Here is a 24,014-nt window from a genome sequence, read left to right on the forward strand (position 1 = left end):
TTGCCCCATGTCAGTTATCAGCCACATCACCCTCGGAACCAATGACAAGGCCCGCTCAGCGAAGTTTTACGACGCCGTACTGGGAGCGCTGGGCTTTGATCGCTTGCCAAAACCGTCGGATAAGCCGTTGGCTTATGAGCGGGATGGACAGATGCCAACGATCTATATCTACAGCCCGGCAGATGGGCGCCCGGCAACCTGGGGCAATGGTACTCATATCGCGTTTCAGGCAGACCAACGTGACATGGTGGATGCCTTTCACGCAGCAGCGCTTGAACATGGTGGCATGGATGAAGGCCAGCCCGGCCTGCGCGCGCATTACGGACCAAACTATTATGCCGCCTATGTCCGCGATCCGGATGGCAACAAGCTGCAAGCCGTGTGCTATGCCGAAGAATAATATTAAGCCCTTGAAAAACAGGACTAAAACGGAAGATTTCCCTGATCACTCGGCAGCAGCAAATCCACACCTTCGATCTTTAAAAGCGCGCGCTTGGTTTCAAGCCCGCCATGGCCGGAATAGCCGCCCGGCTTGTCGCCAGTTGCCAGAACGCGGTGGCAGGGAATGAGGATCGGGATCGGATTAAGGCCGCATGCCGTGCCAACCGATTGAAATGCCTTGGGCGATCCGGCCATGGTCGCCAGTTCCTTGTAGGTCGCGGTCTTGCCCATCGGGATCTCGCACATCGCTTGCCAGACGGTTTTCTGGAAATCCGTCCCGTCCGGGGCGAGTGGCAAATCAAAGCTGTGCAAGCGCCCTGCGAAATAGGCGTTCAGCTGCTTTTGGGCTTCTTCAAGCACCGGTGTGCTTTCAACCTCGTCAACAAATCCCCAGTCAAGCGCAACGATTTGATCTTCAAACGCGAAAACCGTGATTGCGCCCACAGGGCTGTTGAGTGAGATTTGCGGCATCGGGCTAGGCCGCCTTGGCGGGCAAATCTGCCAGCATTTCGGTCAATTCTTCGACTCCTGTGACGGGCGCCGAACATACCGGCCCCTGACAGATATAGGCGGTTTCCTTGCCGTCAATCGCGGTCTTGCCCTGGGCCGGATGGCCGTCGGGCAGGGGATCACCATCAGACAGGATCGTGATCGCCCGGTTGGGCAGATACGCGCCAAAAATGGCGCGGCGCATATCAAGATAGGTCTGGCTGCGCTCCTTGGCGATCAGCACGATCTGCACCGGATTTTGCAGCATTTCGGCCGCCATCATAAGGCCCGGCATATTCGGGAATTGCTCGCCAATCCGCCCGCCAAAGGCCGCAAGGGTGATTTCCGCCTGATCACGGTATTGCGCATCGCCAGTCAGGGCATAAAGCTTGGCCAGATTCTGGGCCATAATCGCATTGCCCGATGGCACGGCATTATCCATGAAGGGTTTCTGACGCACGACAAGGTCGCTGGCATCCGATGCGGATTGGAAATAGCCGCCTTTGGCATCGGAAAACAGGGTTTCGACCGCGGCGGACCACCGGATGGCTTCATTAAGATAGGCATCCTCGCCAAAGCATTCATAAAGCCTCAAGGCCGCGCGGATCATATGCGCATAATCCTCAAGCATCCCGGCATGCTGTACGCGACTATTACGATAGCTGTGCAGGAAGCGGTCATCCTTCATCAAAGTGTTGATCACAAAGCCATAGGCAAGCTTGGCATAATCAAGCCAGTCGGCGCGGTGGAAGGTCATGGCGGCCTCGGCAAAGGCGGCAATCGTCATGGCGTTCCAGTCGGTCAGCGCCTTGTCATCCCAGCCCGGGCGAATGCGTTTTGCCCGTTCGGTCAGAAGCTTGGCACGAAGCTCCGCCAACTTTTCCTCGGTCGCATCATCGGCAAGGGCCAATCCCGAGGCGGTGCGATTAAGGATATTATTGCCTTCCCAGTTGCCACCCTTGGAAACGTCATAGAATTTCTTGAACAGTTCGGCGTCCGCGCCAAGGATCTGATCGATTTCATCCTCTGACCAGACATAGAATTTGCCTTCGACCCCTTCGCTGTCGGCATCCAGGCTTGCGGTAAAGGCACCCCCGGGAATGCGCATTTCGCGCAAGATCCAGCCGATGGTTTCCTCGACCCGCTTGGCATAAAGCGGGTTCGGATTGACCCGCCAGACATCACACAGAAGATCAATCAGCTGAGCGTTGTCATAGAGCATCTTTTCGAAATGCGGCACCAGCCACTGGTCATCGACCGCGTATCTGGCAAATCCGCCGCCCAGATGATCATAAATGCCGCCCTGGCACATGCGATCCAGGCTGTGTTTGACGATGCGTTTCAGCCCGGCATCATCGGTGCGCACACCGGTCCGCCAGATATAGGATAAAAGGCTGGGCTGCGGGAATTTCGGCGCGCCGGATGTACCGCCATTTTCCCCGTCCATGATCTGCAAGCAGCCATGGCCGCAGCGATCAATCATCTCAAGGCTGGGGATCGCGCCAACTGCCGCACTGTTCATCTTGATCAGGGCATTGGAAATCTGGCTGACATTGTGGCGGACATCATCGGGTTTCTCAGTGTAAATCTTGGCAACGGTCTTAAGCACATCACCAAAGCCCGGCCGGCCATAGCGCGCTTCCTTGGGGAAATAGGTCCCGCCCCAGAACGGCTCGCCATCCGGGGTCAAGAACATGGTCAGTGGCCAGCCACCCTGTTGGCCGAGAAGGGCCAGCGCATTCTGATAAAGCGCATCAAGGTCGGGGCGTTCTTCGCGGTCGAGCTTGATATTGATGAAAAGCTCGTTCATCAGGGCGGCAATACCGTCATCCTCAAAGCTTTCATGGGCCATGACATGGCACCAATGGCACGCCGCATACCCGACCGATAGCAGGATCGGTTTGTTCAATTCCTTGGCTTTGGCGAGAATTTCAGTACTCCAGGGCTGCCAATGCACCGGGTTGTCGCGATGCTGAACAAGATAGGGGCTGGTTTCCGAACCAAGATTATTGCGTGCGAGTTCCATTTTGTGTCCTGTGCCATCCATTAAGCCGATGGCTTTATCGTTTGCGGTAGCGCGATCTGCAATCACGCGCCAGTCATCAGTGCTGGCAATGCTTTATAAGGCTGTTTGCGCGATTCTAAGGGTTATGGCCTCATTCATAAAGGCAAATGGCCGAAATCTTTTATCGCAATATTGTGAAAGTTGCGGTCGCCGCATCCGCTTGCTTCCCATATGGTAGGGGGAGCTTGGCGTTATTGTGATTGCGAAGGCGGTTCTGGTGGGGATAATGGGCCAGCCATGCAAACAGCCAGTCACGCAAATCACGTAAAGTGACAGAGACCAAAAAACAAAACAGATCAGGAGACCAGGGCGATGAAAGTAACCGTGAACATTGATTGCACGCCGGAAGAGGCACGGACCTTCTTTGGTCTTCCTGATGTTCAGCCGATGCAAAAGGCGATGATGCAAGATATCGAAGACCGCATGAAAGCCAATCTGGCGGCGATGGATCCGGAAACCATGCTCAACACCTGGCTGCCGCAGGGCATTCAGAACTGGGAACAGCTTCAGAAAGCCTTCTGGGGCCAGTTCAATGCAGGTACCGGCGGTACCGGTGATAAGGACAAAGGCTAGGCAGACCTGATATTATGCGTGAACACTACTATCAGGCACATGTCTTCGTGTGCCAGAACGAACGCCCGGCCGGCCATGAACGCGGTTGCTGCAATTCCAAGGGCGCGACCAAACTTCGCAATTACATGAAGGTGCGCGCCAAGGAACTTGGCCTGCCACAGACCCGGATCAATACTGCCGGCTGTCTCGATCGCTGCGAACTCGGCCCGGTGATGGTGGTCTATCCCGAAGGCACCTGGTATCGCTATGAGACGATGGAAGACATCGAGGCGATCCTCAATGATCATCTGATCGGCGGGCAGGTGGTTGAACGGTTGATGCTTACGCCCGATCAATAGGCAACAGATTTCAAACAAACCGGCCCGTGACATGCGCGTGGCCGGTTTTTTGTGCCTTGCTGCATATAGATTCCCGCCTGCGCGGGAATGACGGGTCTTTTCGGCATTGTGGCCCAAGATGAGGCTGGATGCCCGCAGCAGAAACGATATCGAGCTGCCGCCTGCAATCCCCAGCAATACCGTCACCCCCGCGCAGAGCCTGTGCCCGCGAAGGCGGGTACGGGGTCCATAACGGGGCAAGGGCGGTTGCCAAAGCGCACCCAATGATCCGATCAACCAACACAAAGCTCATTAAACCCCTGTTGGTTATTTTCTGCCATATGTTGACCTTTGCCGCTGTCTGGACGATATCCTCCTCTGCCACGCAACAGCACACATTGAGAACTGACGGATCCGCCATGATTGCCAGCCGAGAAACCATTTTTGCCCTGTCCTCCGGTGCGGGGCGTGCCGGTGTTGCCGTGATCCGATTATCCGGGCCGCGTTCGGGCGAAGTGCTGTGCGCGTTATTGGGCCGCGATACCATGCCCAAACCGCGCCATGCGATCTATGCGCCGATCCGAGATCCGCAAAGCAATGAGCGGCTTGATGATGCGGTGGCGATCTATTTCCAGGGCCCGGCAAGCTTTACCGGTGAAGACGTGGTTGAACTTCATGTCCATGGCGGGCGGGCCGTGATCGAAGGGGTGCTGGATTGCCTGTCGCGTCAGGACGGATTGCGCGTGGCCGACCCCGGTGAATACACAAGGCGGGCGTTTGAAAACGGCAAGATGGATCTGACCTCGGCCGAGGGGATCGCCGATCTGATTGATGCCGAAACCGCCGCCCAGCGCCGCCAAGCCGTGCGCCAGATGGCCGGTGAGCTGGGCACGCTTTATGAAGGCTGGCGTGCGCGCCTGATGAAGGCATTGGCCCATATCGAGGCCGATATTGATTTCCCTGATGAAGATTTGCCTGACGGCATTGTCCCGGTGGTGCACGGCGATTTGCGCGCCGTAAATGACGAGGTCAAACGCCATCTGGCCGATAACCGCCGCGGCGAACGGCTGCGCGAAGGGTTTCAGATTGTCATACTGGGCGCGCCCAATGCCGGGAAATCAAGCCTGCTCAACCGGCTGGCCCAGCGTGATGCCGCCATCGTGTCCGAAATCGCCGGGACCACGCGCGACATGATCGAGGTCCATCTCGATCTGGGCGGCTTCCCGGTCACTATGGTCGATACCGCGGGCCTGCGCGAAAGCGGCGATGTGATTGAGTCCGAGGGTGTGCGTCGTGCGACGGAGCGGGCCGAAAACGCCGATCTGCGTCTGGTGGTGATTGATCGCAATGACTGGCCCAATATCGATCCTGAGGCTGCCCGCCTGATCGATGACAAGACGCTGATCCTGATCAACAAGGTCGATGCAACCGATAGCAGCACCATTCCGGCAAGCTGGCAGGGAACATCGGTCGACGGGCGGGCGCTGGAGCTTCCCGTTTTACCCATATCGGCCATGACCGGGCAGGGGATGGAAAGCCTCTTGCAACTGCTGGAGACTCGCGTAAAAGAGGGGCTCGATTTTGCCGGGCCCGTGCCGCTGACACGGCTGCGCCATCGGCGGGCACTTGAAAGTGCCAGCGATCATCTGGATCGCGGATTGCAGACCGATATCGCAGAACTGGCGGCCGAGGATGTACGCCTTGCTGTCCGCGAAATCGGCAAGATTACCGGACGTGTCGATGTGGAAGATTTGCTCGATATTATCTTCGGGGATTTCTGTATCGGCAAATAGAGTTAGGGAAGAGTCGTTAGACTTGGGTCCTGCGAATGTTTCACGTGAAACATTCGTCACAAGGTTGACCATATACACCTATTCGAACCAAACAGGGTTCACACCCGCCGCGTGATAAGCAGCGGGGATTGAGTGAGGAAGTCGATGTCACAGAACGTGCCAAATAACCGCTTTGACGTCATCGTGGTCGGTGGCGGCCATGCCGGATGCGAAGCCGCTGCTGCCGCTGCGCGCATGGGCGCAGCCACGGCATTGGTCACGCACCGTGCGGATCGCATTGGGGAAATGTCGTGCAACCCGGCCATCGGTGGTCTGGGCAAGGGGCATATGGTGCGCGAAGTTGATGCGCTTGACGGTGTGATGGGCCGTGCGATTGACCGCGCGGGCATCCAGTTCCGTATGCTCAATCGTTCCAAGGGCCCAGCCGTGCGCGGCCCGCGTGCGCAAGCCGATCGCAAGCTGTATCGTCAGGCCGTGCAGGATATCCTCGCTGAACAGGAGAACCTCACCATCCTTGAAGGCGGTGTCGAGGACCTGATCATTGATGACCAAAACCGCGTTAAAGGCGTCATCACTGGCGATGGTAAAGAATACCTTGCCGGTGCGGTGGTGCTGACTACGGGTACGTTCCTTAATGGTCTGATCCATATTGGCGAGAAATCCGAACCGGCCGGTCGCATGGGCGATGCCCCGGCAACCGGTCTGTCTGACACGCTGGCAAAATATGATTTCCGATTAGGCCGTTTGAAAACCGGGACGCCGGCCCGCCTTGATGGCCGCACCATTGATTGGTCGAGCCTTCAGGAACAGCCGGGTGACACTCCGCCAGAGCCGTTTTCGTTCCTGACCCGCGAAATTACCGTGCCGCAGATCCCGTGTCACATGACCTGGACGACAGAGGCGACCCACGAAATCATTCGCGCCAACCTCGACCGTGCACCGATGTATAGCGGCAAAATCAAAAGCAGCGGTCCGCGCTATTGCCCGTCCATCGAAGACAAGGTCGTTCGCTTCGCCGAGAAAAATCAGCATCAGATTTTCCTCGAACCCGAAGGGCTCGATGACCCGACCATCTATCCGAACGGCATTTCCACCTCGCTTCCCGAAGATGTCCAGCTTGCCATGCTGGCGACCATTCCGGGGCTGGAAAAGGTCGAGATCTTCCGTCCGGGTTATGCGGTGGAATATGACTTTGTTGATCCGCGCGAGTTGCGCCATACGCTGGAAACCAAAAAGGTCGCGGCGCTATTCTTTGCCGGTCAAATCAATGGCACCACCGGCTACGAAGAAGCCGCCGGGCAGGGACTGATCGCCGGTGTCAATGCGGCCCTGATTGCCGGAGGTGCTGAGCGCGAATTCGTTCTCGATCGCGCCGATGCCTATATCGGTGTGATGATCGATGATCTGGTCACGCTTGGCACGCGCGAACCTTATCGCATGTTTACCTCGCGCGCGGAGTATCGCCTGATGCTCCGCGCCGATAACGCTGATCAGCGTCTGACTGATCGGGGTCTTGATATTGGCTGCATCGCATCGACCCGCGCGCAGGCATGGGATGCCAAGAAATCGGCATTGAATGCCGCCAAGGCAGAAGTATCCGACCTGACCGAAACCCCGAATGGTTTGGCCAAGTTTGATATCAAGATCAATCAGGACGGCGTGCGCCGGTCGGCCTATGACCTGCTGGCCTATCCCGATATTGATTTCGATACCCTGACCAAGGTATGGCCGCAGCTGGGCGAACTTGATCCGGCGATCAAGGAACAGGTGTCGATTGATGCCCAGTATAAGGGCTATCTGGATCGCCAGGCGGCGGACATCGCGGCCTTCCGCCGGGACGAGGAATTGCGCCTGCCGCGTGGGCTTGATTTCGATAAGGTCGGTGGCTTGTCGGCAGAGATCCGGTTGAAGCTTAAAGAAATCCAGCCGGAAACCATCGGTGCCGCGTCGCGCATTCCGGGTGTTACCCCGGCGGCGGTGACCGCACTGCTCGGGCATATCAAAAGCCACAAGCATCAGACGGCCGCCGTCAGCAAGACCGCCTGATCGGTCTTCGTCCAAACACACTATATAATGCGTCCGATCTGGACGCTTCTTGTCACGTTACAACGCCCGGCCAAATTCACTGGCCGGGCGTTTTGGTTTGGCCGGGGCGTCGGGTAAGGGCAAGCGGATGAGGTAGCCGGGTCATGTGGAAGTATGCTTGGTCATCACCGGCTTCTGCCGAGTCGCTCGGGATTTGGGTTGGTTAGGGTGGTGGAGTCGGCTCTGCGGTGTCGGTGGGCAGTCAAATTTCACCGAATGTGCGGTGTTTTGGGTCTGGAGCGATGCGTTTTGGATGTGCGAATGTTTCACGTGAAACATTCGACGCTGTTTTGCGGTGTTTTATCGCATCCGACGCGGCCAAAAACACAAAAGGACGAAAATCAAGACTGGAGTGTTTTTTGGGCAAGGCCTATAACTCAAACATGCAGACAATTTCCATACCCGTAAAAACATGGTTTGAGCAGGATTTGAATGTTTCACGTGAAACATTGGATCGCCTCAACCAGTATGCAGACCTTGTCGTGAAGTGGCAGCTACGGATTAATATCGTTGGCGCCAGCACGGCAGACGACGTTTGGGGACGTCATTTACAGGATTCTGCGCAGCTTTGGCCCTATCTTCAGGACATCGCCGCAACCGGCAAAATCGTTGATTTTGGGTCGGGTGCAGGGTTCCCGGGTATCGTTCTGGCGATCCTTGGCGCCGATAATGTCACCTTGATGGAATCCAACACCAAAAAGACGGTCTTCCTGATGGAAGCCGCCCGGGTGTGTGGTGTGCTGGGTCAGACCGAAATTGCCCGTGAACGGATCGAGGCTGCGGCGCCACGCCAGGCCGATGTGATTACGGCGCGCGCCTTTGCCCCCTTGCCGAAGCTGCTTGAGTTGGGGCAGCGCCATTTGAAAGACGGTGGCCATTATGTGCTGCTGAAGGGACGTGCCTTTGAGGATGAGCTGGCGGACGCACGTGATGCCGGTTGGACATTTGATGTAACCACGCATGCCAGCCTGGTCGATCCGGACGGTGTCGTGATGATCTTAAAAGGAGTGGGCCGGTGACGGATGTTATTGATTTGCCGCTTTCGACGAAATCTGATGGTGCCGCGCATCGTCCGCGGATTATCGCCGTGGCCAACCAGAAAGGCGGGGTGGGCAAAACCACCACGACGATCAATTTGGCAACGGCACTGGCCGCTGTGAACCAGCGGGTTTTGATCGTCGATCTGGATCCGCAGGGCAATGCCAGTACCGGCTTGGGCCTGCGTCCGTCCGACCGCGAAATCAGTTCCTATGACGTACTGATCAATGGCAATACCCTTGAAGAGGCGCGCAAGGAAACCTCGATCCCGCGGCTGAGCATTGTGCCGTCGGGCATGGATCTGTCGGGGGCGGAGATCGAGCTGGTTGATTTTGAACGCCGCGAGATGCAGCTTAAGGAGTCGCTGGGCAAATTGCCGCAGGATGTTGATTACGTCCTGATTGATTGCCCGCCGTCGCTGGGTCTTTTGACCCTGAATGCGCTGGTGGCGTCCGATGCGGTTCTGGTGCCGTTGCAGTGCGAGTTCTTTGCCCTTGAGGGTATCAGCCATCTGGTGCGCACCATCAAGCGGGTCAAAAAGGCGTTCAACCCGAACCTTGAAATCCAGGGTATTGTGCTGACCATGTATGACAAGCGCAATAACCTGTCGGCCCAAGTCGCCAATGATGTGCGCGATTATTTCGGGGATGTGGTGTATCGCACGGTGATCCCGCGCAATGTCCGCGTTTCCGAAGCCCCCAGCCACGGAACACCGGTGCTGGTCTATGATATGAAGTGCCCGGGTTCACGGGCCTATCTGAATCTTGCGAGCGAAGTCCTGAAACGCGAAGGGGTGAAAGCATGAGCGAAGCAAAAAAACGCGGGTTGGGCAGGGGACTGTCTGCACTTCTAGGGGAAGAGGACGAAGAAGTTGCCGTTGCCGCCAGTGGCGATAATGCCGAGGCGGCTCATCCCGGACCGGGTGGGACGACGCAGCATATTGCGATCACCGATCTGAAACCGTCGCCGTTCCAGCCGCGTATCAATTTTGATGATGACGCGATTGATGATCTGGCGGCCTCGATCCGCGAGAAGGGCATCATTCAGCCGATTCTGGTGCGGGCGTCCTCAACCGGCGAAACCAAATACGAAATCATCGCCGGGGAACGTCGCTGGCGCGCAGCCCAACGGGCACAGCTTCATGAAGTGCCGGTTCTGGTGCGCGAGTTTGATGATCGCGAGACGGCCGAGATTGCCCTGATCGAAAACCTGCAGCGTCAGGATCTGTCGCCGCTTGAAGAGGCGGAGGGCTATAACCGCCTGATGAGCGAGTTTTCCCACACGCAGGAGGCACTTGGTCAGGCACTGGGCAAAAGCCGCAGCCACATTGCCAACAGCCTGCGTTTGCTGGGCCTGCCAGCCCCGATCAAGCAGATGCTCTCAGACAAGGTTCTAAGCTCCGGCCATGCGCGCGCATTGCTTGGTGCGGATAATGCCGTCGAACTTGCGGCCCAAATCGTCAAGAAGGGTCTGAATGTTCGTCAGGCGGAAAAACTGGTCAAGACCGACGGCGGCAAGTCTGCGCGTCCGAAGAAATCATCGGGCCGGTCTTCGATTGAAAAAGACCCAGATACGGTGTCTCTGGAGCGTGACCTTAGCAACATGTTGGGGTTGGCGGTCAATATCGACTTTGACGGATCGGCGGGTAAAATCTCGATCCGTTATGAAACGCTAGAGCAGCTTGATGACATCCTGCAGCGCCTGACCCATGGCAAGGCCGCCGACATTTCCGATGACGCCGCCGCTGCGCCCGGCCCGGATGAGAACGAATTTGATTCGATGTTTATCGAAGATGACGAGTTTGACGCCGAATCGGTCGATGATGCGGAAAACGAAGACGAGGATGCGCTGACCAGCGAGCTCGAATCGATTGCCGATGCGGTTGATGGCGGCCGTGATCTTGACGGGATTGATGACGACAGCCTGATGATCGACGATGAGCCCGAGGGCGACATGCCGATTGCGCAGGAAGAAGTCGACGAGGATGTGCTGGAGGAGGTTGCAAATGGCACGGGAAAAAAGCCTTAACCAGAACCAGCATGAAGGATCTTGATCGCAACAAGATCAATCACCTGAAAAAGCTTAAAGAAGAAAAAGCAAAATCCCGCTGGGGATCGGTTGAGGTGAAGCGAATCCTTTAGATATTTGACGCGGTGCGGGGATGATATCCCGGACCGCGTTTTTACGTTTTAAGTGCGTTTTGGACGCATTCCAGTAATGCGCGGCCATATGGCATCGGCCGCAGTTGCCGCGATGGCGCTGAAGACTGGCGAATCGGGCTAGCGGTTAGCGTCTGACCTGTTTCTGGCGGGCAACCGCGACCTTGATCATGGCACGGTGCGCAATGGTTTCGGGGATGGCCAGGCCGCTTTTGCAGTCCTTTTCGGCTTCGAGCAGGATTTGCAAGGCACGCTGCAGGTTATTGACCGCCCAGTGGTTCAGGTTGGCGCGAAACTGATCAGCGGCCTTGAAAAACAGCGGCGGGCGGAGCGACTTCATCGCCTGATCGGCGCTGGTACCTTGGGAAACCTGTCCCTTGACCAGATGAAGCTTCTGAAAATAGCTGATCATCATGCGAAGTGCGCCGACCGGGTTGAGGCCCTCTTCAACCAGCCGGGTGAGCGCAGCATCAAGATTAACCACATTGCCTTGTGAGACCGCCTGAATGACATCGTCATAGTGGCGGGCGGAGCTATCGCCAACGCAGGCCATGGCGTCTGCCAGTGTGACCTGGCCGTCCTTAAGCGCATAGAGGGCGAGCTTTTCAAGCTCGCTTCGTGAAATCATGCGGTCCGAGCCGAGATTGGCGACCAGATAGCTTGTCGCGTCGCGGTCAATGCGCAGTTTGTGTTCATCCATGATCGAATGGATCAAGGCCTCAATATCGCGTGCGCCATCGGCATAGCAGGGCAGCGCCATGCCAATACCGGCCTTTTCGACTGCCTGACGTAGTTTGGAGCGAGTCGGAAGGCTTCCGGCTTCAATCACAATCAGGGCATCGCCGGCCGGATCGCCGAGGAAATCGGCAATGACAGGAGCCTGCGCATCACCGACATCGCGGAGTCGGATCACACGGCGCCCGCCGCCAAAGCTCATGGCAGCAGCCTCGTCGCGCAGGCGGCTGGCATCTTCCTTGAGCTGGGCCGCGCCAAGTTCGATCACGCGGAAGGGATCCTTGAGGTCCTCGACCACGGTTTTGGCCAGTTTGGTCGCACGTTCACGCACAAGACCTTCGTCCTCACCGTAAATCAGGATCAGCTGCGCCTTCGCATCCGGGGCGCGCAAGAAGTTTTCAACCTGTGCTGCCTTGAGCTTCATGATGCGCCTTGTGGTTCGTTGGGGAGTGTGCGTGACGTGTGGACGGTTCGGAGAACGACGTTATTGTGACCGCAGGCCAATCGCGACCTGGTTGGCCAGCTGCTGGGCGAGGTTTTGCGCAGCATCTCTGCGCGCAGCATTTTTGGCCTCGATGCTGGCAAAATCCGAATCGACGATGTTGTAGCTGGTGCGGGCGCGAACCGATCCTTTGCGCAGGACCTTGGTATCGTTTCGCCGGACAAGTTCGTATTGTGCGTTAATCAGGAAATCGGCAATCGTTGCTTCATTTTCCTTGGTAAAGCCTTGCTCACTCGTCGACTCGGACAAGGTGACCTTCAGGTCATAGAGCGGATTTGTGCTTTGACCGCGCGGGGTCAGCGTCTCAAGCATGGCATTGCGGGTCAATTGTCCGACACGGTCATTGATCACGGCGACTTTCACCTGGGCCATATTGGCCGCGGTGTTGTAGTCGTCACCCGCCGTGGCATAGAGCGGGCGAAATCCGCAGGCGCTGAGCGTTGTCAGAGCCATAAGTGCGAGAATCGGAAAAACCGCGCGCAATGTCATTCAACTATACCTTCTTTATCTTTGGTCCGGGACCGGATGATGGGATCCTGTTCAATCCGGCCCTGGCGCCACAATAGTTCGGTTGCGATGAAAGGGCAAAACAGAGATAGGCTGTTCAGGAAAGAAATGTACAGCCCGGCATTGTCGGGCTCCTGCAGCACCTTTTTGAACAGATTGCGCAGCTCTGCGATGGCAAGATTGTTTTTGCCGCTTCGTAATGCCTTTGTCACCGCGTTCCGGGTATCCATGGTTGCCGTACACTGTGGGCGCGAGGATCCTACACGCCAAACGTCACGTAACCAACGCCAATGACCAATCAGGCTGTTTTGTGTCAGGTGTAGGGGTCGGTGGGCTGGCACATCGGCCAGCAAAGCGAGTGACATGATATCAAACCCGACTTCACGATAGAGCTGTGCGCCATTGCCCACTGTTTCGTCAGTTGTGACCTTGGCCGGACGATAGGGCTGTGAGGGTAGTGGCGAAAAATCCAGTAGTGATGCCTTAAGAACTGAGAAATAGAGTACGGTACGAATCGTCGCAAGATTCTCTGGTATCACCTGAAAAACATCACGTCGTTCTAGCGATACAACAAACCCCCAGTCGCGTTGCAGCGAATGGGGGTTGTATTCAGGCGATATATAAAGCGTGCCTTGCGACATCAGCCTTATTGAGAATTTGCACTGTCAATGCGCAGCTGACGGGCGCGGGTCAGGATAGCGTCTTCCATGGATGTCACGGTGCCCGGCTCAACAACCGCATCCTGCCACTGGTTGGGGCCGACATTGACCTGACGGAAGACGGAAACCTTGATGGCATCCGATCGCAGGGCGGTGCCAAGGATATAGGCAGTCAGCTTGAAGCGTTCATCGGAAGATTCCGGCGGCGTGTACCAATCAGTAATAATAACACCCCCAAATGGATCCGCAGAATTCAGCGGCATAAAGGAAAGTGTATCGAGCGATGCACGCCATAGGAAGCTGTTCACGCCGATGCCTGAACCGCCACCTTGCTGCGACTCTTCACCACCGAATATGTTTAGGCCCCCCTCGCCGAACACAGAGCCTTCGTTTTTCAAATCAGCTCGCGTCGCTTTACGACCATTCACCGTTTGATCACCAGGAGCCGAACCCGGAAAGCTGTCATAGTCGGCTGTGCCGTAAGAGCAGCCCGCTAGAATGAGGGTTACAGCTATCCCTGTGGTTAGAGATTTGACCGAAGAAAAGGTTAGCATTTCCTGCCCTTGAGAGAATTGTGTTCAACAAGCAAACCAGATTTTCAGCGAATATAGGCGGGAAATCAGAGATGAGCAAAGAAAACCGGTGTGTTTTTTTTGCCACACTAATTTGCGAATGTGCCATTTTGGTCACAGCTTTGGTTGACGCGGGACTCATTTGGTGGCTCCATCACCAACGAACCGGGCGGCAAAAGCTGTCCAAATATTTGTATTGCGTAAAACGCATTCAAAGACGTTGAGGGAAAAGATGAAAAAGATTCTGGTAGCTTCCAGCGCACTCGTCGCTGTTGGTTTCGCAGGTGCAGCTCAGGCTTCTGAGCCGATCAGCCTGTCTGTAGGCGGTTACATGGAACAGTATGTCGGTATCGTTGAAAAAGACAACGAACTTGGCCGTTCCCAGAACAAAATCCAGTCCGATACCGAAGTTCACTTTAAAGGTTCAACCACTCTTGACAACGGCATCGAAGTTGGTGCGGTGATCGAGCTCGAAGGTGAAGCTGGCAACAACGTTGACGAAGAATACCTCTTCATCAACGGTGGTTTCGGTCAGGTTAAACTTGGTTCGGAAGATGGTGCAGCTGCTGACATGGCGATCCAGGCTCCGGGCGCTGGTGGCTACGGTTCGAACGACGGCGGCCTCGAAGATTGGAGCAACATTGGTCCGGTTGACACCAACAACTTCTCTGGTGACGCACGCCGTGTAACCTACTACACCCCTGTTATCGGTGGCTTCCGTGCCGGTGTATCTTACGCCGATGATTCTACCTCGGAAACCGGTGACACCGGTGTTAAGAACGACCTCAGCGCTGCAATCTGGTCGGGCGGTGCAGAATTCCGCAACGATTTCGACGGTTTCTCGCTCGCAGTTTCCGCTGTTGGTGAATACACCAACCCGCGCGCTGGTGATACCCTGCAGACCACTATCAATCTGGACAACGGCAAAAGCTACAGCGTTGGTGCAAACGTTGGTTTCGGCAACTTCACCGTTGGCGGTTCCTATGGTGCGTCTGACGAGTGGTACAACCTTTCGTCGAACACCCGCTCGGTTACCACCTTTGCTGGTGGCACGACCACCCAGCAGAACGTTACCGGTGGTACGGATCGTAAAGGTTACGATTTCGGTGTAAGCTACGCAATGGATGCAGCAACTGTTGCTATCAACTACGCATCTGAAGATCGCGACAACTACTCGGTCACCGGTGGTACCCTTACCAGTGCTGGCACCGAAACCGAGATCGATGCGCTTGTGCTTGGCATGAACTACACCTTGGGTGCTGGCGTTGTCTGGCAGGCCAACGTATTCTGGACCGAGATTGATGCAGCTGGTACGGCAAACGACGGCGACGCTTACGGTGCAATCACCGGCCTGAAGCTGAGCTTCTAATCCTTAAAAGATTAGAGATTGCTACAAGGAGAGAGGCGCAAATTGCGCCTCTCTTTTTTTGTTTATCTATTCAAATTGTATGTAACTAGACGATTGTTCCAACCTATCTGCAACTTATCTCTTTCAAGAGATACGAGCTTAGAAGCGGCGACTAATGCCTTAAAATACATATTTATCGCTACAGACAGAGCCTGATTGCGCGCCGTTCCGCATGGATGCGGTAACTGTCAATTAACCAATCTCAAAAAAATGCGCGTACCTACTGGAAGTGCTCTTTGAACTTACAAAGGAAAATTTATTCTTCAGTCGAGCGACCGCACTTAGTTTGCATAACTTTTGTGAGTTTGAAGTTGAAAACTATCTGTTTCTTGCCCAAACAAATGATTTTCAGCCTTCTGAAGATTCTGACTCGAAAAATGATAGACGCTCTCGGTGTTCCCTAATAGATGACCAGTGAGTATTTACGTGTGAAATATCTTAGTTATGTATCCGGAATGTTTCTAGAATAGAGAGAGTGTGGCATCTTTGACACAGTGCACAAGTAAAAGAATCGTGGTCATTTATTGAAATTGACCCGCGTTCATTTCGCTGCGATAACACGGAATGAGCCCAACGGGGGTTCTTCGCAATACATTTAGGGAAATGTAGTCATGAAAAAGATTTTGGTAGCTTCCAGCGCACTCGTCGCTGTTGGTTTTGCCGGTGCAGCGCAGGCTTCTGAGCCGATCAGCTTGTCCGTCGGCGGTTATATGGAACAGTTTGTTGGCGTCGTGGACCAAGACGACGCTCTGGGTCGTAGCCACAACAAAATCCAGTCAGATACCGAAATTCACTTTAAGGGGGCAACGACCCTCGACAATGGTATCGAAGTTGGTGCAGTAATTGAGCTTGAAGGCGAAGCCGGTAATAACGTCGACGAAGAATACCTCTTCATCAACGGTGGTTTCGGTCAGGTTAAACTGGGCTCGGAAGACGGTGCGGCAGCTGATATGGCAATCCAGGCTCCGTCTGCAGGTGGCTATGGTGTAAACGATGGCGACCTCGGTGACTGGACCAACATCGCAAATATCGACACCAACAACTACTCTGGTGATGCGCGTCGCGTAACCTACTACACCCCGGTTATCGGTGGCTTCCGCGCTGGTGTGTCTTATGCTGATGACGCAACCTCCGAGACCGATGACACCGGCGCTAAGAATGACTTCGGTGGATCAATCTGGTCGGGTGGTGTCGAATACCGCAACGACTTTGATGGTTTCTCGCTTGCTGTTTCCGCAGCTGGTGAATACACCAACCCGCGCGCTGGTGATAGTCTTCAAACTGTTGTAAATCTCGACAACGGAAAAAGCTATACCATCGGTGCAAATGTTGGTTTCGGCAATTTCACCGTCGGCGCTTCCTATGGTGCATCTGACGAGTGGTACAACCTTTCGTCGAACACCCGTTCAGTTACTACCTTTGCTAGTGGAACGACTACCCAGCAGAACGTTACCGGCGGATCCGATCGTAAAGGTTTTGATGTTGGCGTCAGCTACGCGATGGATGCAGCAACGGTTGCCTTGACCTACGCAGCTGAAGATCGTGACAACTACGGCGTCACGGGCGGCACCTTGACAGACAACGGTACTTCTACCGACATTCAAGCGCTGTCACTTGGTATGGACTACACTCTGGGTGCAGGTGTGATTTGGCAGTCCAACGTGTTCTGGACCGAGCAGGATACGACCGGTTCCGCTGATGCAGATGCATACGGTGCGATCACTGGTCTGCGTCTCGTTTTCTAAGGAACACGAGAGTCCGGCTATCTGACATCGAATTCGTTTCGCTGTAAGCTTGCTGGTAAACCCCGTCCCTCTGGGCGGGGTTTTTTCTTTCTGGCGAAGTCAGAACAAGCCATTGAGCCATTAGGAAAAATTCTCAGGCTCTTGTGCCCTGAAATGGCTATGCTTACGAAGGAACGCACATAGTTATCATATGAACATAAAAAGAGTCTTCCACTGTAATTAGTCGATAGCTCTCAATCTCCAATTCCGGAAAAGCTAATCCCGGCAATTGACGTGAAATTTGAAAAACGTAATTGATTTATACTCTTAGCTGTTATTCCGCCAAGTGCGATAGGCTGGATTGAACTCGCAACACAAACACAACTCATCTGTAGAGCTTGGATAATTTCAAGGTGACCAAGGTTAGGATGGCTCTTTGTCGCGAACAAAGGAGAAATTAATAAGCCGTCAGGGCGAGTACATTTTGGCAAAGCTCTCAGCTGATTAAGCACCTTTGTGCTGTGGCAAGCTGAAGTGAGAATCAGGCGTTCCGGGACCTGAGCGAAAACTGCGCGATTGGATAAAACTCGATACTCTGGAAAGTGAATCCCGTCGGCATCGAGCTGGAGTGCGAGCCCAACATCATTCGCGACCAAAAAAGGGATGCCCTTTGCGCGGCAGATGGTGCGGAGCTTTGCACCGAGTTTCGCGCGCATCGGATGATCGTAGTGGCGGAAAATGACCATGCTGTCGCGGGGCAGGGCGCGGATGGCGGGTTCCGGATCGGGCAGTCTTTGATCATCGGTCATCAGGACAAGGGGCGGAATCGGGCAATTTGGGCCGCCATTGCGCAGATTGAGCCTGCGTGCCTGCTTTAACAGGGCCTTATCCATTGATACACTCCCGACTTGGCAGCTATACCTGCCGTTCCTGAATGCGTTACCGATGAAGGACCACCCTCCATGAGCCATCATGATCTGTCATCTGGCAAAACCGATGTTGCCGTCAACCTTGCCGAAATCCAGAGCAATATCAATGCGGCATGTGAAGCCGCCGATCGTGATCCGGGGGATGTGAAGCTGGTCTGTGTCAGCAAGAACCACGATGGCGATCATGTGCGCAAGGCGCTTGTGGATGGCAGGCGGGTATTTGGTGAAAACCGCGTGCAGGAAGCGGCCGGGAAATGGCCGGGATTGCGTGCCGAGTTTCCTGATATCGAGCTACATCTGATCGGGCCGCTTCAGACCAACAAGGTCAAGGATGCGGTTGCCCTGTTTGATGTGATCGAAACCGTGGACCGCCCGAAACTGGCCAATGCATTGGCCAAACACCGCGATAAAACCGGTGCCTGCCCGGACCTGTTCATTCAGATCAATACCGGCGAGGAAGAACAAAAGGCCGGCATCGCGCCAAAGGATGCCGATGATTTCATCAAGATGTGTCGCGAGGAGCTTAAACTGCCGATCATCGGCCTGATGTGCATTCCCCCGGTCGATGAAGAACCCGCCCCGCATTTCACCCTGCTTGGCAAGATTGCCGATCGTCATGGTCTTGAAATCAAAAGCATGGGCATGAGCGGCGATTACGAGGCTGCAATCCGGTTTGGTGCCACCCATGTGCGGGTTGGGACGGCAATTTTTGGCTCCCGGGGCTATTGATTGGCCTTAAAAGGCCTAAATTTCGGTATCTAAATCGATATTCGGGGCGAAAACTTGTAAAAATGCCGCGTTTTAGGTCGATTTTGTGTATTTAACGCCCGATTGGATGATTCGGGCCGTTCTGTGGATAATCAGGGCGATAACATAGACGCCGCAACCCGACATCTGTGACAAAAAAATCCCGCATCAGCGGGATTTTCTTTTGGTGGGTTCTAAAACCGTTTTCCGATCAGGGGATTAGCTTGTAGCCGCCCGGTTCGGTAATCAGGATCACCGCGTTTGACGGATCCTTTTCTATTTTCTGACGCAGGCGATAGACATGGGTTTCAAGCGTGTGAGTGGTCACACCGGCGTTATAGCCCCAGACTTCGTCCAGCAATGTTTCGCGGCTGACCGGTTTGTCGCCGGCCCGGAACAGGAATTTCAGGATCGAGGTTTCCTTTTCCGTCAGGCGGACTTTTTTCTCGGTCGCGGTTTCGATCAGGATCTTGGCACTGGGCTGGAAGCTGTATGGGCCGATGACAAAGACGGCATCTTCGCTTTGTTCATGCTGGCGGATATGCGCACGGATGCGGGCCAAAAGCACATTGAGGCGAAACGGCTTGGTGACATAGTCATTGGCACCCGATTCCAGACCGAGAATGGTGTCAGAGTCACTATTGGCGCCGGTGAGCATGATGATCGGTGATTTGACATTGGCGCGCCGCATCAGTTTGCAGACATCGCGGCCATCCATATCCGGCAGGCCAACATCAAGCAGGATCACATCAAAATAGGAATCCTTGGCAAGATCGAGTGCTTCTTTGCCGCTGTTGGCAACCACGCATTCGAAATCTTCATGAAGTCTGAGTTGTTCCGTCAAAGACTGGCTGAGCGCTGCATCGTCCTCAACCACCAGAACCTGTTTACCTGTCGACATTCACCATCCCTTGCTGCTTGTCAGATCCGCCGTCATATCCGGGGTCTGCGCCTGATGTTGATTTTACCGGCTTGTTTTTGTGGCGCTTTCGGGTCCGGCCCGCCATATATGCATTAAGTATCCCGCGCCGAACCATAGGATCAGCATCTTAAGTTGTATTTTCAAGAACAAACTGTTTTCTGTTTGGTCCTTTAACTCCCGGCCCAACCGGATTAGGTAGTAGGGGCGATTTGTCTGCGAAGTCGTGTCGTAAAATCTTGAAAGATGTGCGTCTTCCTGCGATTTTGCGCATCACCGACCAAACTGGTTCGCATCGCCTGATGCGCTTATATGAATTAAACCGGGTCTTTATCCAGCCCCATAGCCACCGGATCGCGATGTTGTGATCACAAAGACAAGATGCCGATGACCCAAAGCTCCGCCGTGACGGCCCAAAATGACAGCAATCTGATCCCGGCAACCGATCTGGTAACGGTTTCCCGCGCCGTGGCAGATTTGCGCCGTGGCGAGATCGTCCTGGTTCAGGGGCATGATGATGGCGAAGCCCACAGTGTTGCGGTGATTGCCGCCGAGCCGCTGTCACAACATGGTTTGCAACGTTTGTGTGACATCGCCGGAAGCGACACATCACCGGCAATCGTCCTGCCGCGTGTGCGGGCCAAGTCGCTTGGTCAGACGGCCAAGGATGATCCGTTTGTCGCCTTTGTTTCTGCCGACCAATCGGCTGTTGATGCCAATCGTCTGGGTGAGATTGCCAATCCGTTGCTTGATCTTGATGCGTTGCCTGCGGGCGATTGGCGACCGGTCAGCATGGCGGAAAATGCGGCCATTCGTTTGGCAAAGCTCGCGCGCCTGTTGCCCGCCGTTGTGACGGTGCCGGTCAGTGCCGATCAGCTTGAAACCCTTGCCCGCGCCCAGAATTTGCTGGTGTTGCAGTCTGAAAGCATCAATGGTTATGAAAATGCCTCGGCCGCATCCTTGCGCCAGGTCAGCGAAGCGCGTGTGCCGCTTGAAGATGCCGAAAACGTGACTGTGATTGCGTTTCGCCCGGAAGATGGCGGGCAGGAACATCTGGCCATCGTCATTGATGAACCGGCCAAGGACAAACCGGTGCTGATCCGACTGCATTCTGAATGCTTTACCGGCGATCTGATCGGGTCGCTACGCTGTGATTGCGGACCGCAGCTGCGTGGTGCCATTTCGGAAATCGCCAAAAGCGGGCAGGGCGGTATTGTGCTTTATCTGCGTCAGGAAGGGCGTGGCATCGGGCTTGTGAACAAGTTGCGCGCCTATGCCCTGCAGGATCGCGGGTTTGACACCCTTGATGCCAACGAGGAACTTGGCTTTGACGCCGATGAACGTGTCTATCGCCCGGCGGCCGAAATGCTGCGTCAGATGGGCTTTGAAAGCGTGCGTTTGCTGACCAATAACCCCGAGAAGCTGACCGGTCTTGAAAGCTGGGGTGTCACGGTTTCCGAGCGTGTCCCGCATAAATTCCCGTCCAATGGTCATAACGAGTTTTATCTGCAGACCAAGAAGGACCGGGCAGGCCATTTATTCTAAGCCGCTCTGATAAGCGGCGGGTCTTTAAGATGCCGATGCTACCCGGCAGAAGATTCCGACAGGCAAGTCCGGCGAAATTCTTTCCCAAGAAAATATCGATAATTCAAAGCGTTAGCATGCACTAAAACTGGCACTCCTTTTGCAAAACTATTGGCAAGAGGAGGACAGACATGTCGATTGGTGAAAATTGGCGGCAAATTTCGCCCGGTAGCCTATCCGGTAGCGCGGGCGGTGCAGGTGGCACAAATGGGGCGGCAAACGGCAAGTTTGCCCAGTCCAATGCTGCCGACCAGCTTTCTGGCACGTCCGAAGGCCGGACATTCTCGCAATATATGTTTGGCGAGGATGGCTTTGAATTCACCGATTTCCTCGATGTGATCAATCCTTTGCAACATATTCCCGGCGTCGGGATGATTTATCGCTCGCTTACCGGCGATGAGATCGGCAATGGTGCCCGCGTCGCGGGTGGTGGCCTGTTTGGCGGGGTGTTTGGCCTTGCCGGGGCGGCGATTGACGCCGTGGTCGATGCGGTCACAGGCGACGATACCGGCACCCACTTCATGGCGATGATCGAAGACGGATTTGGGGGCAGCGGCATTGATGATGGCACGGCGGTGGCCGATGCAGGCAATGCGAACGCACCCACCAATCTGGCAACCACGGTCGCGCAGAACGGCGCCTATCAGGGCGATCTGGTTCTGCCCTGGATGACCGGCCCGCAATCACAATCCGTCAGCCCAGCCGAACAGGCCACGATTGTCCAGTCCGCACCAACGGCCCCGGTTGATCAGGCCATGCTGGCATCCAATACTGCGACCGGCAGCACGGGCGTTCGGGCCTCTGATTTGAATGTGCCGTGGGCACAAGGTGCGCAAGGTGCACAAGGCGCGCAAGTTGCGCAGAACACGCAGAATGCCTCGCCAGTTGCACAAGCTGCGCAAAGTGCAGCATCAAAACAGCCTGAGGCAGAACTTGCTTCGGCATCTGTCCCGCCCTCAACCGATCCGGCAGAACTGGCCGTTGCCATGGCATCGGCGGGAACGGCGAACCCGGTATCTGCCTTCAACCGGACCGTCGCATCCAATTCGACGGCAACCGAAACCGCACGTCGACCGGTCACCAGCACCGGTGACGCCAATACCGTCTGGGCGCGTGCCGCCAGCAGCGGCCGGCTTAGCCGCCAGACCACTGGTTTTGCGATTTCCGCTGAAATGGCCGCCCATGAAGCCAAATACGCCAAACTGAATGCCGTGAAGGCCGAGACCGCAGAACGCAAGGCCAGCGACATACAGACGACGTCGCCAGATGGTACGCCGCTTTCGGCAGCCGAAATGGCCGCCCGCTTTAACGCTGCCCTTGGTCGTGACAAGGCACAAACCATGGCGGCAGATGCCGTCGCCAGCAGCAACGCGGTGGCTGATGACCGCCCGGCAAATGCCCATGACGGATACGATGTCGCCAATGCAGATCAGGGTGGATCGGCCATTTCCGCCAGTGCACCGGCTGATGACGCGTCGGCTGATCATCCGCTTTTGCAGCAGGCGTCTGATCACCTGAATGGCGATGCGCCGGTGGGTGCATGGTTCAGCCAGACGATGATGGATGGTCTGAAGAAATATCAGGCGATGCAGCAGAAGCCTTCACCGTCTGGAAATGCGATCTGATAAAGAATATTTCGAAATCAAAACAAAAAAGCCCGCCTGGTTTACACCGGCGGGCTTTTTGATGTTCAGATGCTTTGATGCGATCAGCTGTTCAGGAAACCGACGATTTCCTTGACCTCTTTGAGGATCGGCTGGGCGATGCCATTGGCACGTTCGGCACCCTTGGCCAGAACCTGATCGATATAGGCCGGATCGGCTTTGAGGCGTGCCATTTCCTCGGTAATCGGTGCCAGATTTTCGACAACCACGTCGGTCAGCGCCTGTTTGAAGCCAGAGAACTGGGTGCCACCATGTTCTGCCAGAACCGCATCGACCGTGTTGTCGGTGAGGGCTGCATAGATGGTGATCAGGTTCTTGGCTTCCGGGCGGCCTTCAAGACCGGCGACCTCGGATGGCAGCGGTTCCGGATCGGTTTTTGCCTTGCGGATCTTTTTGGCCAGCGTTTCGGCATCGTCGGTCATATTGATGCGCGACATATCGGACGCATCGGACTTCGACATCTTTTTCGAACCGTCACGCAGCGACATCACACGCGTTGCCGGACCGAGGATCAGCGGTTCGGGCTGCGGGAAGAAGCCTTCGACCTCGTAATCGGTGTTGAATTTCAACGCGATGTCACGGGCCAGTTCCAGATGCTGTTTCTGGTCTTCGCCGACCGGCACATGGGTTGCCTTATAGGCCAGAATGTCAGCGGCCATCAGGCTCGGATAAGCATAAAGGCCAAGCGACGCGTTTTCGCGGTGTTTGCCTGCCTTTTCCTTGAACTGGGTCATGCGGTTCATCCAGCCGATGCGCGCGACACAGTTAAAGATCCAGGCCAGTTCGGCATGGGCGGAAACCTGACTTTGGTTAAACAGCACCTGATTTTCCGGATCAATGCCCGAAGCAATCATGCTGGCCGCCAGTTCGCGAATGTTGGAACGCAGTTCCTTGGGGTCTTGCCAGACCGTGATGGCATGCATATCGACCACGCAGAAGATGCATTCATATTTCTTCTGCAATTCGACCCAGTTGCGGATCGCGCCAAGATAGTTGCCAAGGTGAAGGTTACCGGTGGGCTGAGCGCCCGAAAACACACGTTCCATAACGTCGTCGTCCATTTCAATTTATGTTTAACAGGGCCTGCATACTCCGCCAGGTTTT

General features: G+C 55.3%; 22 protein-coding genes. 13 read left to right on the forward strand and 9 right to left on the reverse strand.

Translation table 11 applies throughout. From position 1 onward, the window contains the following. Positions 1-7 precede the first annotated feature (7 nt). Positions 8-400, forward strand: coding sequence for a VOC family protein (locus AC5Q5A_RS00900; protein WP_493894011.1), 393 nt, complete (start codon positions 8-10; stop codon positions 398-400). Between the two features lie 23 nt (positions 401-423). Here the strand turns inward: AC5Q5A_RS00900 and AC5Q5A_RS00905 are convergent, their stop codons facing one another. Both AC5Q5A_RS00905 and AC5Q5A_RS00910 read right to left on the reverse strand, forming a co-directional pair. Further along, positions 424-912 carry a methylated-DNA--[protein]-cysteine S-methyltransferase gene (locus AC5Q5A_RS00905; protein WP_493894012.1) on the reverse strand — a complete coding sequence of 163 codons (489 nt, stop codon included), beginning with the start codon at positions 910-912 and terminating at the stop codon, positions 424-426. A 4-nt stretch (positions 913-916) separates the two neighbouring features. After that, positions 917-2,956: a thioredoxin domain-containing protein gene (locus AC5Q5A_RS00910; RefSeq protein ID WP_493894013.1), complete on the reverse strand. Its 2,040-nt coding sequence runs from the start codon at positions 2,954-2,956 to the stop codon at positions 917-919. Between the two features lie 351 nt (positions 2,957-3,307). On the opposite strand from AC5Q5A_RS00910, the gene AC5Q5A_RS00915 reads away from it, so the two are divergent. The 7 genes from AC5Q5A_RS00915 (at position 3,308) to AC5Q5A_RS00945 (ending at position 10,829) form a co-directional block, all read left to right on the forward strand. Next, the gene (locus tag AC5Q5A_RS00915; RefSeq protein WP_008888754.1) at positions 3,308-3,568 is read left to right on the forward strand and encodes a DUF6489 family protein; all 261 of its coding nucleotides are present in this window, start codon (positions 3,308-3,310) and stop codon (positions 3,566-3,568) included. A gap of 14 nt (positions 3,569-3,582) precedes the next feature. Continuing rightward, the gene (locus tag AC5Q5A_RS00920) at positions 3,583-3,906 is read left to right on the forward strand and encodes a (2Fe-2S) ferredoxin domain-containing protein (protein WP_417835469.1); all 324 of its coding nucleotides are present in this window, start codon (positions 3,583-3,585) and stop codon (positions 3,904-3,906) included. Between the two features lie 398 nt (positions 3,907-4,304). Then, positions 4,305-5,678 (forward strand): tRNA uridine-5-carboxymethylaminomethyl(34) synthesis GTPase MnmE, encoded by a 1,374-nt coding sequence (mnmE, locus tag AC5Q5A_RS00925; protein ID WP_493894014.1) that lies wholly within the window; start codon positions 4,305-4,307, stop codon positions 5,676-5,678. A 144-nt stretch (positions 5,679-5,822) separates the two neighbouring features. Then, positions 5,823-7,724: a tRNA uridine-5-carboxymethylaminomethyl(34) synthesis enzyme MnmG gene (mnmG, locus tag AC5Q5A_RS00930; protein ID WP_493894015.1), complete on the forward strand. Its 1,902-nt coding sequence runs from the start codon at positions 5,823-5,825 to the stop codon at positions 7,722-7,724. Between the two features lie 467 nt (positions 7,725-8,191). Beyond that, positions 8,192-8,782: a 16S rRNA (guanine(527)-N(7))-methyltransferase RsmG gene (gene rsmG, locus AC5Q5A_RS00935; protein WP_493894016.1), complete on the forward strand. Its 591-nt coding sequence runs from the start codon at positions 8,192-8,194 to the stop codon at positions 8,780-8,782. Then, positions 8,779-9,606, forward strand: coding sequence for a ParA family protein (locus tag AC5Q5A_RS00940; RefSeq protein WP_493894017.1), 828 nt, complete (start codon positions 8,779-8,781; stop codon positions 9,604-9,606). Before rsmG ends, AC5Q5A_RS00940 begins: the two co-directional genes overlap by 4 nt. Further along, positions 9,603-10,829, forward strand: coding sequence for a ParB/RepB/Spo0J family partition protein (locus tag AC5Q5A_RS00945; RefSeq protein WP_493894018.1), 1,227 nt, complete (start codon positions 9,603-9,605; stop codon positions 10,827-10,829). The genes AC5Q5A_RS00940 and AC5Q5A_RS00945 overlap by 4 nt, the downstream gene beginning before the upstream one ends. A gap of 258 nt (positions 10,830-11,087) precedes the next feature. Here the strand turns inward: AC5Q5A_RS00945 and holA are convergent, their stop codons facing one another. The 4 genes from holA to AC5Q5A_RS00965 are packed head-to-tail and all read right to left on the reverse strand — an operon-like array spanning position 11,088 to position 13,917. After that, complete coding sequence (gene holA, locus AC5Q5A_RS00950) at positions 11,088-12,119, reverse strand: DNA polymerase III subunit delta (protein ID WP_493894019.1); 1,032 nt, start codon at positions 12,117-12,119, stop codon at positions 11,088-11,090. A gap of 60 nt (positions 12,120-12,179) precedes the next feature. Continuing rightward, the gene (locus tag AC5Q5A_RS00955) at positions 12,180-12,686 is read right to left on the reverse strand and encodes an LPS assembly lipoprotein LptE (RefSeq protein WP_493894020.1); all 507 of its coding nucleotides are present in this window, start codon (positions 12,684-12,686) and stop codon (positions 12,180-12,182) included. After that, the gene (locus tag AC5Q5A_RS00960; RefSeq protein WP_493894021.1) at positions 12,683-13,345 is read right to left on the reverse strand and encodes a hypothetical protein; all 663 of its coding nucleotides are present in this window, start codon (positions 13,343-13,345) and stop codon (positions 12,683-12,685) included. Before AC5Q5A_RS00960 ends, AC5Q5A_RS00955 begins: the two co-directional genes overlap by 4 nt. 5 nt (positions 13,346-13,350) lie before the next feature. Beyond that, positions 13,351-13,917, reverse strand: coding sequence for a DUF3576 domain-containing protein (locus tag AC5Q5A_RS00965; RefSeq protein WP_493894022.1), 567 nt, complete (start codon positions 13,915-13,917; stop codon positions 13,351-13,353). Positions 13,918-14,167: 250 nt separating this feature from the next. Between AC5Q5A_RS00965 and AC5Q5A_RS00970 the strand changes: the two genes are divergently transcribed. Next, positions 14,168-15,304, forward strand: coding sequence for a porin (locus AC5Q5A_RS00970; RefSeq protein ID WP_493894023.1), 1,137 nt, complete (start codon positions 14,168-14,170; stop codon positions 15,302-15,304). 650 nt (positions 15,305-15,954) lie between these two features. Further along, the gene (locus AC5Q5A_RS00975) at positions 15,955-17,088 is read left to right on the forward strand and encodes a porin (protein WP_493894024.1); all 1,134 of its coding nucleotides are present in this window, start codon (positions 15,955-15,957) and stop codon (positions 17,086-17,088) included. 233 nt (positions 17,089-17,321) lie between these two features. Here the strand turns inward: AC5Q5A_RS00975 and AC5Q5A_RS00980 are convergent, their stop codons facing one another. After that, entirely contained in the window at positions 17,322-17,960 is a 639-nt protein-coding gene (locus tag AC5Q5A_RS00980; RefSeq protein WP_493894025.1) for a thiamine phosphate synthase, read from the reverse strand. A gap of 69 nt (positions 17,961-18,029) precedes the next feature. Here AC5Q5A_RS00980 and AC5Q5A_RS00985 point away from each other — a divergent pair, with 69 nt between their 5' ends. Then, positions 18,030-18,725 (forward strand): YggS family pyridoxal phosphate-dependent enzyme, encoded by a 696-nt coding sequence (locus AC5Q5A_RS00985; protein WP_493894026.1) that lies wholly within the window; start codon positions 18,030-18,032, stop codon positions 18,723-18,725. Between the two features lie 229 nt (positions 18,726-18,954). Here the strand turns inward: AC5Q5A_RS00985 and AC5Q5A_RS00990 are convergent, their stop codons facing one another. Beyond that, positions 18,955-19,644 (reverse strand): response regulator transcription factor, encoded by a 690-nt coding sequence (locus AC5Q5A_RS00990; protein ID WP_493894027.1) that lies wholly within the window; start codon positions 19,642-19,644, stop codon positions 18,955-18,957. A gap of 405 nt (positions 19,645-20,049) precedes the next feature. On the opposite strand from AC5Q5A_RS00990, the gene ribA reads away from it, so the two are divergent. Next, positions 20,050-21,207 carry a GTP cyclohydrolase II gene (gene ribA / locus AC5Q5A_RS00995; protein ID WP_493894028.1) on the forward strand — a complete coding sequence of 386 codons (1,158 nt, stop codon included), beginning with the start codon at positions 20,050-20,052 and terminating at the stop codon, positions 21,205-21,207. Between the two features lie 170 nt (positions 21,208-21,377). Continuing rightward, positions 21,378-22,871, forward strand: coding sequence for a hypothetical protein (locus AC5Q5A_RS01000; RefSeq protein ID WP_493894029.1), 1,494 nt, complete (start codon positions 21,378-21,380; stop codon positions 22,869-22,871). A gap of 83 nt (positions 22,872-22,954) precedes the next feature. Here AC5Q5A_RS01000 and trpS read toward each other — a convergent pair whose 3' ends face one another. After that, positions 22,955-23,956: a tryptophan--tRNA ligase gene (trpS, locus tag AC5Q5A_RS01005; RefSeq protein WP_493894418.1), complete on the reverse strand. Its 1,002-nt coding sequence runs from the start codon at positions 23,954-23,956 to the stop codon at positions 22,955-22,957. Between the last annotated feature and the right edge of the window lie 58 nt (positions 23,957-24,014).

This window comes from Thalassospira sp. CA1 (assembly GCF_059052855.1).